We start from the raw sequence: 13,752 nt of genomic DNA, 5'->3' as shown, positions 1-13,752 counted from the left end.
GGAGACGGACCCATGGATTCCTACAGCCTGGCGTTGATGATGATCGCGGGACTGCTGGTGCTGATTTTCGCCGGTGTCCCGGTCGCCTTCTCGATCGCTGCCGTCGGCATTGTCTTCGGGCTGATCGGCGTGGGCGACTTCATGTTCAACCTGCTGCCGGCACGCATCTTCGGCGTGATCACCAACTACACGCTGCTGGCCATCCCGCTGTTCGTGTTCATGGGGGTGTTGCTGGAGAAATCCCGTATCGCCGAGAGCGCGATCGACGTGGTTGGCCACCTCGCCGGCGACCGGCCGGGCGGCATGGCGATCGCCATCATCGTTATCGGGGTGCTGATGGGCGCTTCGACCGGGATCGTCGGCGCGACGGTGGTGGCGGTCGGATTGATCACGCTGCCCAAGCTGCTCGCCCGGGGGTATCACCCCTCGTTGGCCAGCGGCACCATCTGCGCCTCGGGCACGCTTGGCCAGATCATCCCGCCGAGCCTGTTGATCATCTTGCTCGCCGACATCATGGGCGAATCGGTGGGTGAACTGTTCGCCGCGGCGATCGTGCCGTCGATGCTCCTGGCTGCGCTGTACGTGATCTACCTGATCGTTCTCGGTCGGCTGGTGCCGCATCACGCCCCGCCGTTGCCCCAGGCCGAGCGGGACGCGATGGGGCGGGGCGAGCTCTGGCTCAAGGTGGTCAAGACGGTGGTCCCGCCGGTGCTGCTGGTCGTCGCGGTGCTCGGGTCGATCATCGGCGGGGTCGCCGCGCCCACCGAAGCGGCCTCCATCGGCGCACTCGGGGCGATGGCGATCGTCGCAGCCATGGGGCGACTGGACATGGTCACCCTCAAGCAGACCATGCGCGACACCTTGAAGCTCACCGGCATGATCATGTTCGTGCTGATCGCCGCCCAGGCCTTCGCCCTCTCGTTCCGCCTGCTCGGGGGCGAGGAGATCATCAGCGACCTGTTCGACTGGGTGCCGGGCGGGACCATGGGCGCGATCCTGTTCATGCTCCTGATCCTGTTCATCCTGGGTTTCTTCCTCGAGTGGATCGAGATCTCCTACATCGTGCTGCCGCTGATGCTGCCGATCTTTCTGGCTGCCGACGTCGACGTGATCTGGCTGGCCATGCTGGTGACCCTGGTGCTGCAGACCTCGTTTCTCACGCCGCCCTTCGGCTGGGCACTGTTCTTTCTCAAGGGGGTGGCACCGCCAGAGGTGCGCACCCGGGACCTCTATCTGGGTGTGCTGCCATTCATCGGCCTGCAACTGGTCACGCTCGCCATCGTGCTGATCTTCCCGGCCGTGGCCACGGGGTTGCCGCAAAGCATGGGCTGGTAAGGTTTTTCCTGCGGGAAGCGCCCCCCGTAACCAACCGGAGAATGTCGATGATCAATACCCCACGTGCCCGCCGCGGCATGGTGGTCGCTCCGCACTCGCTCGCCTCCGAGGCGGGTCTGGCGGTCCTCCGTGACGGTGGCAACGCCATCGAGGCGGCCGTCGCCGTGGCCTCGACCCTGGCGGTGGTCTACCCGCACATGACCGGCATTGGCGGCGATGCCTTCTGGCTGGTCAAGCCCGCCGACGGGCCGGTGCGCTACATCGGTGGTTGTGGCGCTGCGGCTGCCGACCGGGATGAATACGTTCGCCGCGACCTGGAGGCCATCCCCACGCGTGGGCCCGACGCGGCCGTGACCGTGGCCGGTGCCGTGTCGTCGTGGCAGGCGGCGCTCGGGATCGCCCGGGAGTGGGGCGGGGCGCTGCCGCTGGAGCGGCTGCTCGAGGAGGCCATCCACCATGCCCAAGCGGGTTACCCGGTCACGGCCAGTCAGTCGACCGTGACCGAGGCCCGCCGAGACGAACTCTCGTCGGTGCCCGGCTTTGCCGAGACCTTTCTTGACGATCGAGAGCACCGACCGGCGGGCGCGATCGAGACCCAGCCCCGCCTGGCCCGAACCCTGCGCCGGCTGGTCGACAAGGGACTGGGGGATTTCTACCGGGGCGACCTGGCCCGCGCCATTGCCGGGGACCTCGAGCGGGTGGGTAGCCCGATCGGGCTCGAGGCGCTGGTGGCCCACCAGATCGAGGTGGGTGAGCCGCTGGCTTGCCGGGTCGGCTCGGCGACGGTCTACAACAGTCGCCCGCCGACCCAGGGCGTGGTCTCGCTGATCATCCTCGCCCTAGCCGAGCGCCTCGGTGTGGCCGATTGGCCGGTGGACAGCCCCGAGGCGATCCACCGTCTGGTCGAGGCGACCAAGCAGGCCTTCCGCGTGCGCGATCAGCTGCTGACCGATCCCCGCGACATGACGACGCCGCCCGAGTCACTTCTCGAGCCGGGCTTTCTCGACGACCTGGTCGACGAGATCGACCTGGAGCGGGCACAACCTTGGGGGCAACCCGGTGAGCCGGGCGACACGACCTGGTTCGGGGTGGTCGACGGGCAGGGCAATGCCGTCTCGGTGATCCAGAGCATCTATCACGAGTACGGCAGCGGCGTGGTGCTGCCCGAGACCGGCATCAACTGGCAGAACCGCGGGTTGGCCTTCTCCCTTGATCCGGACTCGCCGCGCGTGCTCAGGAGCGGGCGGCGACCGTTTCACACGCTCAATCCGCCGCTGGCGTGTCTCGACGACGGCCGCCTCCTCGTTTACGGCACCATGGGCGGGGACGGCCAACCGCAGACGCAGGCCGCGCTGTTTGCCCGCCACGTCTGGCAGGACATCGAGCCACAGGCGGCCGTCACCGCCCCTCGCTGGCTGCTGGGCCGGACCTGGGGCAATGCCTCTACTTCCTTGAAGCTGGAAGCCCGCTTTGATCCGGGCATCGCCGCGCGCTTGGCCGAGATGGGCCATGACGTGGAGATCGTTGCCGACTACGACGAGATGATGGGCCACGCCGGCCTGATCGTGCGCTCACCGCCGGGAGTGCTTGCCGGCGGCGTCGACCCGCGCGGCAACGGCAGTGTCGCCGGCTTTTGATGACAGCACGCGCGACGAGTCGCGCTCCAGCCTTCTCACTGACCACGGTTCCCATGGAAAACTTGATTGTCCTGATCCCGCTGCTGCTCGTTTGCGGTGCCGCTGCCGGCCTGCTTGCCGGCCTGCTGGGCGTAGGTGGCGGTATCGTCATCGTGCCGATGCTCTACCACGTCTTCCTTCATGTCGGCGTCACGCCGGAGGTGGTGATGCCGCTGGCGGTGGGCACCTCGCTGGCCACGATCGTGGTTACGGCCAGCATGTCCTCGCGCAGCCATCAGGCCCGAGGCAACGTCGATGCCCCGTTGGTCAAGCGCTGGATACCGGCGGTGCTGGTCGGCGTGGTGATTGGCACCTTGCTCGGGGCGGTGCTGCCGGGCGCGGTGCTGAGGGTGATCTTCGGCGGTTTCATGGTGGTGATTGCCACCCACATGCTGCTGACCGCCGGCCGCCCCGTCGCCCTGACCGATCACTTGCCCGGCCGCTGGGGCCAACGCGGGGCGGCGACCGGTATCGGCAGTCTCGCCTCGTTGCTGGGAATCGGCGGCGGCACGCTGGTGGTGCCATTTCTCAATTTCTTCCGCTTTCCCATGCACCGGGCGGTCGGTTCGGCGGCGGTGGTCGGGCTGGTGGTCGCCGTGCCCGGGACCGTTGGCTACGTGATGACCGGCTGGGACCAGCCCGGGTTGCCACTGGGATCGACCGGCTATGTGAACTGGTTGGCCTTTGTCCTGCTGGTGCCGATGACGATGCTGTTCGCCCCGCTGGGCGTGCGGTTGTGCCAGCGGCTGGACGTGGGCAAGTTGCGGCGCGCCTTCGCCGTCTTGTTGGTGGCGGTCGGGGTGAAGATGCTCTTCTTTTGACTTTCCAACGGGGGCACCCGACCCGTCGAATCGATGTGATCTTTGCCCGCGCTCTCGTTCCCGCGCGCCCCAACGCAGAAAGGCCGCCCTCGTGAGGCGGCCTTTCTGTCTGAATCGATTGGTCGGAGTGGAGGGATTCGAACCCCCGACCACCTGCCCCCCAGGCAGGTGCGCTACCAGGCTGCGCTACACTCCGATTCAGGGCGCGCAGGATAGCGCACTTTGCCGCGTCGAGGAAGGCCGTGGCGCGGTCCCGTCTAGATGTCGTGAATGACCTCGCGGTTTTCGCTTTTCAGCGGACGGATGATCTCCGGTCGGCCGAAGTAAAAGCCCTGGCCCCAGTCGATCCCCATCTCGCGCAGCATGTCGGCGGTTCGCTCATCGCCGATGAACTCGGCGACCGTGATCAGTCCCATGTCCTTGGCCATGGACTGGATGTGCTGGACGATCTTCTGCGCCCGCACGCTGTCACTCATGTTCTGCACCAGCGCACCTTCGATCTTGAGGAAGGTGAACGGCATGTCGAGCAGATAGCGGTAGGAGGAGTAGCCGCTGCCAAAGTCGTCCAGGGCAAGTCGCAGGCCGAAATCGATCAGGGGCTTGAGTGCGCTCAAGGCATCTGACGTGTCTTCGAGTACCTCGCGTTCCGTCATTTCCAGGACCAGGGGCTTGGGGCCTGGGTTTCCCGTCGCATCGATACACTCGCAGGCGGCCTGGGCGTTGGTGATCACCCGCTCCATCAGTTCGGGGTGCTGCAGGAAGTCGCCCGAAATGTTGACGAAATGCGCCATCGGTCGATGATCGATCGAGGCGACACAGTTGTTGATGGTCTGGTTGATGATCTCGAAGTCGATCCGGTGGGCCATCTGCAACCGCGAGGCGGCATCGATGAACAGACCCGCCGGGATGACGTCGCCTTCGGGGGTGATCATGCGGGCCAGCGCCTCGTCGGCGACCACCTCGCCGCTCCGGAGGTCGACGATCGGCTGGCTGGCGGCGACGATACGTCCCTCGTGGATGGCGCGATCGAGCGCGCCGCCGGTCGTGTATACGGAGGGCTGCAGCAGCCGGTCGGCGTTGACGACGCGGTCGCGGCCGGTGCGCTTGGCCTCGTAGACGGCGGCATTGAGCGCACTGAGTTGATCGCGAGGCTGGGTGCGGGATGTTTCGCCGGGGCCGAGCGCACCGTGACCGATGCTGACGGTAAGGGAACCCAGCGGCGGCGCGTCGTCGCCACCGTTGAAGCGTACATTCGCGGCAGACGCGCGGATGCTTTCGGCGATCTGTTTGGTGCGTTCGGCCTGGCGGGGCGGGATCAGGAGCATGAACTCGTGACCGCTCCAGCGCGCGGCCATCACGTCGTCGGGGACGGTTGCCTGCATGGCGCCGGCCAGATCGCGGATGACCCGGTCGCCGACGTGGTAGCCCAGATAATCGTTGACGGTCTTGAGCCGGTCGATGTCGACCAGCATCAGGCGATGGCCACCGTCCCCATCGGACTGGATGTCGCGGATGCGCTCGAGCATGGCGCTGCGGTCCGGCAGGCCGGTAAGCGAATCCAGGCTGGTGTGCGGGCAGAGGCTTTCCAGCAGGACGACCAGTCGCTGGTGCTCGTCGAGCGGGGTGATGCCGAGCGTGATCTCCCGGTTGTCCATCAGCCCGATCAGGGAGGTTTCCTCGCCATCGATCAGCGCGCTCCCCAGTGACGGGCCAGGGTTCATGCGCAGACGACGTTCCAGGCGTTCGCGAAGGGTCTGCTCGCCGTTGGTCGGGAACAGCTCGTCCGCTCGAGGGCTGGCGCTGAGGACGCGCCCGGCGGCAGTGCAAAGAAAGACGACCATGCCCGAAAAGGTCCCTCCGTCCGCCGTGGCGTTGTCGAGTTGCATTGTCCCTGTTCCTTCCCTGCTCGTCGTTCCTGTCACCCGACCCTGGGTGAAGCCCTTGAAAGCATCCTAGCAGCGAATTGACGCGATCTGAATCAGCGGGATCTTATATAACCAACCGCGCCAGACGATGCATTCAGGTGGCACTCGTATTGCAGGCCGGGTGGGCGTTGATGCCGTCGATGCAGCGAATCAGGGCGTCGATGCGTGGCGCGATGCCTTCGGCCGATTCGTTGGCGTCTAGCGCATCCTCGAGCTCACCGGCGAGTGTCTGCAACTCGGTTTCACGACAGCAGGCGGCTGCGCCCCGGAGTTTGTGCGCGGCGTGGCGCAATGTGTCGTGATCGTCGGCCTGTTCGGTCAGTAGCCGCCGATAGCCGGGCAGTTCATCGCAGAGCAGCCGGGTGAGGAACGGGTCGCGTTCGTCCTTGCGGTCGCCTGTGGCGGGCGGGTTGGTCTCCGGGGCGCTGCGCCCGTGCGTCTCGAGGGGAAAGAATTCGCCGATCGCACTCAACAGGTCGCCGGCGGTGACCGGTTTGGTCAGTACCCGCTCGATACCGCTGTGCAGCAGATCCTGGTGCACGTTGCCCTGCCGGTTGGCCGTGATGGCGATAATCGGGGTTTCCAGGTGGCGCGGGCGCTTTTTCAGGATGCGGGCGACGCCGGCGCCGGTGATGTCCGGCATGTGCATGTCGGTAAACACCACGTCGATGTCTTCGTGATCGGCCAGCGCCAATGCCTGCTTGCCGTTGGGGGCCTCGAGCACGTGGAATCCCAGTTCACGCAGCGTTTGCCCCAGGTGGGCGAGGTAGACCGGGTCGTCGTCGATTACCAGCGCGGTCCGGCCGGCGAAGGAATACAAGGCATGTCGACTCGGCGTGCCTTGCCGTGGTTTGTCGTTGTTACTGACCGTAGGCGCGCTGTCGGGCTGTCGGGTCGGGGTAAGGCGGGCTGGGCTGCGACCCGGCCCCGGTGTCGGTGCGCCCAGCACCCGCTCGAGTGAGGCGGCCAACGCCCGGGCGCGAATGAACAACGGCAGGGTGAAATCCGCCCAGTGGAGCGGGGCGGCCGGTCGACCGCGAATGGTCAGGTGGCTGGACAGGCCAACGACCCGCCCGGCCAGCGAGACCCACTGGCCGAAGGCCGGGTCCTCGTGGTGTCGTTCGACGATGCGCTCGTCGAGGAACAGCAGGTCGACCGGCTGGCCGAAATCCGGCTCGACCTGGATGTTCGCCCCCAGGGCGGCGAGGTTGCCTTGCCAGGCACGGCGATGTTGCGCCGAGGCGCAGACGACGGCCGCCAGTTGTCCGGCCAGCCGGTCGCTGCTGTCGGGTTCGCCGATCAGGATCGGGGCGCTGAAGGTCGCGGTCATGCCGAAGCGCTCGGCACCGGTTTCGACCACCTCGAGTGCCGAATCGAGATGATGGGAGATACAGCGCAGGATCCAGAGGTCGATCAGGTCGTCGGCCAGCAGGCCCTCGAGCTGCTCCGGTAGCGGTTGTGCCAGGCGCTCGGCCAGCTGTTGCTGATCCAGAGAGCCGTCACGGGCCTGCCCATCGACGGTCAGGCGAAAGCGTCCCAGTCGGTCGCCGCCATCGTTCTCGTAATCGTCCTCGAGTTCCAGCGTGATGGCCGGCTCGCGCAGATGGGCAATGCCTAGGATCTCGTTGAGCAACCGGTCGAGCAGGCGGCGCAGCATCTGCGGATCGAACACGATCTCGCGCGGCAGATCCTGGTAGCCGATGAACTGCAGGACCTCGCCATCACGCTGGGCGGTGGTCTGCCAGTCGGTGACCAGGTCCTCGCCGGTGGTGCGCAGATTGACGCGCCCGTCGGTGCGCGTCATGCGCCCGGCGGTGATCTCGTGGTAGTCGATGATGTTCTCGATCGAGATGCGCAGGCGGTGGCTGGCGTGGCGCATCAGCTGGAGCGATCGGGCCGGTTCCTGCTGGCCGTCCTTGGCCGGCGGCGCGCAGCGGCTCAGGCGCCGTTCCAGCGTGGCGAGGCTGTCGACGGCCGAGCGAATGTGTCCCAGTGGCGTCACCCATTGCTGGTTGACCAGTTCGAGCACCGAGGCGGCGGAAAGCTGGCTTTCCGGTGCGTGGCGGTGGATGGGTGGCGCCGACTGGGCCGGTGGCGCGACGTCGGCGGGGAGTGAGCGTCGCCGATGCCACGAAACGGCGGCCGACAAACCGGCGAGTGTGAGCCAGGTCCCCGTCCAGCCGATGGTCATCGCCCAGAATCCGGGCGAGGGCAGGGCGCGCTGGGAAACGAGCGCCTCCACGGCCAGCAGTAGGGGTGGGGCGGCAAGGGCGAGGATCCACGGCAGAGCCGCTCCCGGCAGGGCTAGGCGGCCGGTGGAGCCCCGTCGTGTGGCGGTCTGTGTTGTGCGGATCGGAGCGTTCACCGAAGGCCTTTGTGGCATACTCGAGGAGCGAGGCAAACCCGCCTTCCCCGTAAGCATTTGGTAACTGAAGCGAGCCGGCAAAGCGTATGTTAGGTCACCGTCTTGATCAATTGATCGGCAACACGCCGTTGGCGCGTATCCAGCGCCTCGACCCCACGGGGGCGGCGCGCGGCAACGTGATTCTCGGCAAGCTCGAAGGCAACAATCCGGCCGGGTCGGTGAAGGATCGCGCTGCCCATTCGATGATCGCAGGCGCCATGGAGCGCGGCGAGATCAAGCCCGGTGACCGATTGGTCGAGGCGACCTCCGGCAATACCGGCATCGCCCTGGCGATGGTGGCCGCCACGCTGGGCCTGCGCCTGACACTGATCATGCCCGAGCACATGTCGATCGAGCGACGCCAGTCGATGGCCGCCTACGGGGCCGAGCTCAGGCTCGTCTCCCGCGAGGAGGGCATGGAGGGCGCGCGGGATCTCGCCGCCGCCATGGCCGCGCGGGGCGAGGGCGTGGTGCTCGATCAGTTCGCCAACCCGGACAATCCGCGCGCCCACTACCTGACGACCGGCCCGGAGATCTGGGCGGCGACCGAAGGCCGGGTAACGCACTTCGTTTCGGCGATGGGCACCACCGGCACGATCATGGGCACCTCGCACTACCTCAAGGAGCAGAATTCCGGCGTGCAGATCGTCGGCGTTCAGCCGGGCGAGGGCGCGCAGATTCCGGGCATCCGACGCTGGCCGACCGAATACCTGCCCAGCATCTTCGAGCCCGCTCGCGTCGACCGCACGCTGGACATCGACCAGGACGAGGCCGAGGAAATGACCCGGCGGCTGGCGCGCGAGGAGGGCATCATGGCCGGGATTTCCTCGGGCGGCGCGATGGCCGCGGCGCTGAAGATCTCCGCCGAGGTGGAGAGTGCCGTGATCGTCACCATCGTCTGCGACCGTGGTGACCGCTACTTGTCCACCGGGGTCTTCCCGGCGGGCTGATTGCCCTGATTGTCCGAGGGAGGGGCTGCGAGCAGACCTCCCAGAGCCGGCCCTGCCACGCATTCCCTGCGGCAGGGCCTTTGTCTTTCCTCTGATCGAGAAATCGATGGCCCGCACCGCTCATCGCAAAAAACGCCACAAGCACAAGCACGCCAGGCCGCTGCCGCCGGGCGAGTTCGACGCCCACATCGAGTCGCTGACCCTCGAGGGACGGGGAGTGGCCCACGTCGATGGCAAGGCGACCTTCATCGGTCGGGCGCTGCCGGGCGAGGACGTGCGCTTCGTCTACCGCGACCGGCGCCGGCATTTCGACCTGGGCGATGCGGTGGCGGTGGATCGGGCCAGTCCGGAGCGCATCGAACCCGGCTGCCCGCATTTCCACCACTGTGGCGGCTGCGCCATGCAGCATCTGGCCCCCGAGGCGCAGGTCCGACACAAGCAGCAGGCCTTGCTGGATCAATTATCGCGCATCGGGCGGGTGGCGCCGGAGCAGGTGCTCGAGCCGTTGACGGGGCCGATCTGGGGCTACCGTCGCATGGCGCGGCTGGGCGTGCGCTTCGTGCGCAAGAAGGGGCGCGCGGTGGTCGGGTTTCGCGAACTCGGTTCGCCGCTGCTCGCCGATATCGACATCTGTCCGGTGCTCGATCCGCGGGTGGGCGAGCGATTGCCGGCGATCGCCGAACTGATCGGCGAGATGGAGGCCCGGCGAGACATTCCCCAGATCGAGGTGGGCTGTGGCGATGCGCACTGCGCCTTGGCCTTTCGCCACATGGTGCCGCTCGGGGAGGCCGACCGGGCGCGCCTGGATGCCTTTGCCGACGAGCACGGCTTCGCCATCTTCCTGCAGCCCGGCGGCCCGGACAGCCTCGAGCCGCTGGCGAAGGGCGCACGTGATGTCTACCCGAGCTACCGACTCGAGGAGTGCGATGTCGAGATCCGCTTCTCGCCGCTGGACTTCGCTCAGGTGAATGCCGAGATCAATCAGCGCATGGTGCACCAGGCGCTGGAGTGGCTGGCGGTCAAGCCGGGCGATCGGGTGCTGGACCTGTTTGCCGGCCTGGGCAATTTCGGCCTGCCGCTGGCCCGCCAGACTGGTTCGACTGGGCTGGTTACCGCCGTGGAGGCGGATGAGGCGATGGTCGAGCGCGGCGCCGCCTGTGCGGCGAGCAATGGCATCGAGAACACGCGCCACGTGGTCGGCAACCTGTTCGAGCCCGATGCCGGCCACGGCTGGATGAACCAGTCGTTCGATCGTGTCCTGCTCGACCCACCGCGGGCGGGTGCCGAGGCCATGATGCCGGTGATTGCGCGCATGAAGCCGGCTCGGGTGGTTTATGTCTCCTGCCACCCGGGGTCACTGGCCCGGGACGTCGGCCGGTTGGTGAACGATTATGGCTGGCGATTGCTGGCTGCGGGCGTGATGGACATGTTTCCCCATACGGCACATGTCGAGTCCATGGCCGTCCTGGAGCCCGGTGTCACCAAGCGAAAATGAGTCCGGCAATCGTCAGGCTGCCGTAAAGCAGCGTCGCGGCGACGGTTGCCGCCAGCGCTCGGCGCAGGCGGTTCGGGGTGGAATGATGCGTCCAGAGGTCCCGCCCGGCGAGCAGGGACAGCGGCAAGGCCACCAGGATTGCCAGGACGGCATTCGGCAAGCTGCCAATGGCAACGAACAGCACGGGCACGAGGTAGGCGGCTGCGGTGGTGGTCAAAAAGGCATAACGGGCCCGGCGTCTGCCCAGGCGAACCACCCAGTGACGCTTGCCGGCGAGGCGGTCGGCCTTGAAGTCTGGGAACTGGTTGATCAGCAGCAGGCTAGGGAAACGCTGCACGATTCGATAGTGCCTCTGCGGGACCGCCAAGGGCCCAGTTGCAAGGCGCAGTCCGCCGTGAATGGCGGTGGTCCTTCACAAGGACTGCAACGCTGCAAATGGGTCCTTGGCGGTTCGCCCGAATGGGGCTGGCGGGTTTGCCCGCACTCGGCGTTGCCGTCCCTCGCCGGGCAATGAGCCCGCCTTCGGCAAGGCGCCTTGATTGCGAACAAACCCGCCAGCCAGAGGCGCCATCGAATCGTGCAGCGTTTCCCTCGATGTCATCAGCGCAAAGCCGGCCCCGGCGAACATCGGCAGGTTGTGTAACTCGCCGCGTTGGACTGCGTCCGCGCCCAGTGGCATCAAGATGCCGAATCCGATGCCAACGGCAATCTCGCCAAGGCCCCTGGCATTCAGAGAGATGGTTGGTGCCGAATACGCCCAGGCCATCAGCAGGCCGAGGGCGCCGAGGGCAAGCAGCGGCCAGCCGCCCGGGATCAGCAGGATCAGTCCGATGCCGATGGTCAGGGCGTAGAGCCACCGGGCGAGCCATTGCGTCGCCTGGGGCGTCGTCACACCGCTCTGGATCATCCGGCTACCGCCGGTGAACGGGAATTGGCGGTCCTGGTTGGCGGCGTCACTGCCGTTGAGGTCGTCCGCAAGGTCGTTGTGCACATTCGCGGCAGCATGCAGGCTGACGGCCCCGGCCAGCGTCAGCGCGGCCCATAGCGGGTCGAGCGTCAATCCTGACGTTTGGGCTGTTGCCAGCCCGATGCCGACGGCGACCACCGCCAGCAGCAGAAAGGTCGGTCGGGTCGCGATCAAGGTGCGTCGCAGGGGCTGGTGGCGGAGGCGAGTGACGTCGGGTTCACACGGCATATTCATCGTATCCGGGATTGGCGCAGCGGATCGGTATCTTACCGTCTGGCGCGAATGGCATTGTCACGAGCGATCGGTTTGGTTAGAATCTGCGCCCTTCGCGAGCCACGGCGTTGTCGTCAGGCAGTCATGGGCGTGAAGGAAACGGAGAGGTGTCCGAGCGGTCGAAGGAGCGCGCCTGGAAAGCGCGTGTACGGTAACCCCGTACCGAGGGTTCGAATCCCTCCCTCTCCGCCAGTTTTGTGTAGCCCGGTTCGATAGCCGGGCGCGGACGCGACCGAGGTCGCGTCCTTCCCGTTTGGAGAGGTGCCGGAGCGGTCGAACGGGGCGGTCTCGAAAACCGTTGACCCCCTCGCGGGGTCCCAGGGTTCGAATCCCTGCCTCTCCGCCAAACATCATTGCCGAAAACGAACGGACGGCCCGGGTGCGACGCACCCGGGCTTTTTTGTTGGCCGAAAGATGCCGTTGCGTCGCCTTCCGGATCCGGGGGCGCTGAGATCGGTTCCGTCATCTCGGAACGTCCCTCCATGAACTTTGCAACGTGGACATGGTCGGAGTTAATGCGCGCACAAAATATGCTTATATTCTGATGCGCCAATTCAAGGCTTCTGCACGAGAGGTAAACGCCATGACCAAGATGAAGACCATCGTCCCTGCTTTCCTGGCTTCCGCCGTATTCCTGTCATCCGGCGCGGCCTTGGCCGACCATAACAGCCCGTCGGGCGAAGGGACGGCCAGCATGCCCAACGACATCCACAACACCCGTGTCGATACACTGGGTGACAGCGATACCTTTGTCGCGTTTGTCCAAGGCGGTGGTGGCGCCGACTCCACCAATCGTTTCCTGGACGATGACAGCACGGTCTCTGCTGGCGGTGGCATGAGCTCCGGTGCCGGTGCCGGTGGTATGGGTGGCGGCTACGCCGGCGGCCGATAAGTCCCCAACTCCACGCCGGGACACTTGATCCTGGCATGCAAAAGATAAGCCCCGCATGGCGGGGCTTTTTTTCGTCCTTGCTTCGGGGAACGAGCGGTCAGGAGCCGACTGTCGTTGCCTTCTCGTCGGCGTTGTTGCTCGAGCTGATCACCATCTGCGGGAACGGGATGGTGATGCCGTTGGCATCGAAGGCTTCCTTGATCTGCTGCTGAAGATCGGACTTGATGGTCGGCATGTCGGCGGCGCGAATCCATGGGCGCACCAGTAGGTCGACGCTGGAGGCGCCGAACTGGTCGACCAGCACGGCCGGGGCCGGATCCTTGAGGACGCGTTCCTCTTTCTCGAACACCTGCATGACCAACTCCTTGGCCTTGGCGATGTCGTCGGCATAGTCGATGCCGATCGCCAGATCCAGGCGACGGGTATCGCGCACGCTGTAGTTGGTGATCGCCGAGGCGTAGAGCTGACCGTTGGGCACGATCAGTTCGACGTTGTCAGGCGTGTTCATGCGGGTATGGAAGATACCGATCTCGTTGACGGTGCCCATCACGCCCTGGGCGATGATGAAGTCGCCGGCCTTGAATGGACGGAAGATCAGCACCATGACGCCGGCGGCGAAATTGCCCAGCGAGTCCTTTAGTGCCAGGCCCACGGCAATGCCGGCGCCGGCGACCAGGGCGACCAGCGAGGTCGTATCCAGGCCCAGCTGTGACAGGGCCGCGATTGCCACGAACAGCAGGAATGCGGTGCGCGCCAGGGCGACGGTAAAGCCCACCAGCATCCGGTCCAGGCCCGTGCGTCCCAGCAGCTTGGTGAGCCAGGGGCTGCCGACCTTGGCGATGAAGTAGCCGCCGACGGCGATCGCGGCGGCGATCAGGATCTTGATAATCCAGGGAAATACATACAGGGAGAAAAAGCCTGCTTCTTCCATGACGGTTCCTCTTGTGGGCGATTCGTTGTGCGTTATGAGTGGAACGGAGTGCGCAACCAGTATAGGCGCCATCTCGTTCGCTC

At 66.1% G+C, this 13,752-nt stretch carries 11 protein-coding genes and 3 tRNA genes; 8 read left to right on the top strand and 6 right to left on the bottom strand.

Annotated features, from left to right (window positions below):
• The first annotated feature begins 12 nt into the window (after positions 1-12).
• From SR882_RS08725 to SR882_RS08715, 3 genes are read left to right on the top strand one after another with little or no spacing between them, the layout of a single operon-like run.
• Entirely contained in the window at positions 13-1,335 is a 1,323-nt protein-coding gene (locus SR882_RS08725; RefSeq protein WP_322520860.1) for a TRAP transporter large permease, read from the top strand.
• 47 nt (positions 1,336-1,382) lie between these two features.
• The gene (locus SR882_RS08720) at positions 1,383-2,972 is read left to right on the top strand and encodes a gamma-glutamyltransferase family protein (protein ID WP_322520859.1); all 1,590 of its coding nucleotides are present in this window, start codon (positions 1,383-1,385) and stop codon (positions 2,970-2,972) included.
• A 53-nt stretch (positions 2,973-3,025) separates the two neighbouring features.
• Positions 3,026-3,832 (top strand): sulfite exporter TauE/SafE family protein, encoded by an 807-nt coding sequence (locus tag SR882_RS08715; RefSeq protein ID WP_322520858.1) that lies wholly within the window; start codon positions 3,026-3,028, stop codon positions 3,830-3,832.
• Between the two features lie 119 nt (positions 3,833-3,951).
• Here SR882_RS08715 and SR882_RS08710 read toward each other — a convergent pair.
• The 3 genes from SR882_RS08710 to SR882_RS08700 all read right to left on the bottom strand — a co-directional run bounded on the left by SR882_RS08710 (position 3,952) and on the right by SR882_RS08700 (position 8,122).
• Positions 3,952-4,028 (bottom strand) — tRNA-Pro (locus tag SR882_RS08710).
• Positions 4,029-4,089: 61 nt separating this feature from the next.
• The gene (locus SR882_RS08705; RefSeq protein WP_322520857.1) at positions 4,090-5,718 is read right to left on the bottom strand and encodes a bifunctional diguanylate cyclase/phosphodiesterase; all 1,629 of its coding nucleotides are present in this window, start codon (positions 5,716-5,718) and stop codon (positions 4,090-4,092) included.
• A 133-nt stretch (positions 5,719-5,851) separates the two neighbouring features.
• On the bottom strand, positions 5,852-8,122 hold the full coding sequence (locus SR882_RS08700; RefSeq protein WP_322520856.1) for a response regulator: 2,271 nt from the start codon (positions 8,120-8,122) through the stop codon (positions 5,852-5,854).
• Between the two features lie 86 nt (positions 8,123-8,208).
• Here SR882_RS08700 and cysM point away from each other — a divergent pair, with 86 nt between their 5' ends.
• Complete coding sequence (gene cysM, locus SR882_RS08695) at positions 8,209-9,111, top strand: cysteine synthase CysM (RefSeq protein WP_322520855.1); 903 nt, start codon at positions 8,209-8,211, stop codon at positions 9,109-9,111.
• Positions 9,112-9,217: 106 nt separating this feature from the next.
• Positions 9,218-10,606, top strand: coding sequence for a 23S rRNA (uracil(1939)-C(5))-methyltransferase RlmD (gene rlmD, locus SR882_RS08690; protein WP_322520854.1), 1,389 nt, complete (start codon positions 9,218-9,220; stop codon positions 10,604-10,606).
• Here the strand turns inward: rlmD and SR882_RS08685 are convergent.
• Together SR882_RS08685 and SR882_RS08680 are read right to left on the bottom strand one after the other, a co-directional pair.
• Positions 10,590-10,943 carry a prenyltransferase gene (locus SR882_RS08685; protein WP_322520853.1) on the bottom strand — a complete coding sequence of 118 codons (354 nt, stop codon included), beginning with the start codon at positions 10,941-10,943 and terminating at the stop codon, positions 10,590-10,592. The genes rlmD and SR882_RS08685 overlap by 17 nt on opposite strands.
• A gap of 75 nt (positions 10,944-11,018) precedes the next feature.
• On the bottom strand, positions 11,019-11,747 hold the full coding sequence (locus SR882_RS08680) for a prenyltransferase (protein ID WP_322520852.1): 729 nt from the start codon (positions 11,745-11,747) through the stop codon (positions 11,019-11,021).
• A 200-nt stretch (positions 11,748-11,947) separates the two neighbouring features.
• Here SR882_RS08680 and SR882_RS08675 point away from each other — a divergent pair.
• The 3 genes from SR882_RS08675 to SR882_RS08665 all read left to right on the top strand — a co-directional run bounded on the left by SR882_RS08675 (position 11,948) and on the right by SR882_RS08665 (position 12,738).
• Positions 11,948-12,038, top strand: a tRNA-Ser gene (locus tag SR882_RS08675).
• 63 nt (positions 12,039-12,101) lie between these two features.
• Positions 12,102-12,192, top strand: a tRNA-Ser gene (locus SR882_RS08670).
• Positions 12,193-12,342: 150 nt separating this feature from the next.
• Positions 12,343-12,738 (top strand): hypothetical protein, encoded by a 396-nt coding sequence (locus tag SR882_RS08665; protein WP_322520851.1) that lies wholly within the window; start codon positions 12,343-12,345, stop codon positions 12,736-12,738.
• Between the two features lie 97 nt (positions 12,739-12,835).
• On the opposite strand, the gene SR882_RS08660 is transcribed toward SR882_RS08665, so the two are convergent.
• Positions 12,836-13,669 carry a mechanosensitive ion channel family protein gene (locus tag SR882_RS08660; RefSeq protein WP_322520850.1) on the bottom strand — a complete coding sequence of 278 codons (834 nt, stop codon included), beginning with the start codon at positions 13,667-13,669 and terminating at the stop codon, positions 12,836-12,838.
• Between the last annotated feature and the right edge of the window lie 83 nt (positions 13,670-13,752).

The sequence above is a fragment of the Guyparkeria halophila genome (assembly GCF_034479635.1).
GTDB classification, from domain to species: Bacteria; Pseudomonadota; Gammaproteobacteria; order Halothiobacillales; family Halothiobacillaceae; genus Guyparkeria; species Guyparkeria halophila.
This window is presented reverse-complemented; position numbering and strand designations above follow the sequence as displayed.

Bases quoted from the DNA above. Each gene is read 5' to 3' on its own strand.
- SR882_RS08725 (WP_322520860.1), top strand. From the start codon at position 13: ATGGATTCCTACAGCCTGGCGTTGATGATGATCGCGGGACTGCTGGTG.
- SR882_RS08720 (WP_322520859.1), top strand. From the start codon at position 1,383: ATGATCAATACCCCACGTGCCCGCCGCGGCATGGTGGTCGCTCCGCAC.
- SR882_RS08715 (WP_322520858.1), top strand. From the start codon at position 3,026: ATGGAAAACTTGATTGTCCTGATCCCGCTGCTGCTCGTTTGCGGTGCC.
- SR882_RS08705 (WP_322520857.1), bottom strand. From the start codon at position 5,718: ATGCAACTCGACAACGCCACGGCGGACGGAGGGACCTTTTCGGGCATG.
- cysM (WP_322520855.1), top strand. From the start codon at position 8,209: ATGTTAGGTCACCGTCTTGATCAATTGATCGGCAACACGCCGTTGGCG.
- rlmD (WP_322520854.1), top strand. From the start codon at position 9,218: ATGGCCCGCACCGCTCATCGCAAAAAACGCCACAAGCACAAGCACGCC.
- SR882_RS08660 (WP_322520850.1), bottom strand. From the start codon at position 13,669: ATGGAAGAAGCAGGCTTTTTCTCCCTGTATGTATTTCCCTGGATTATC.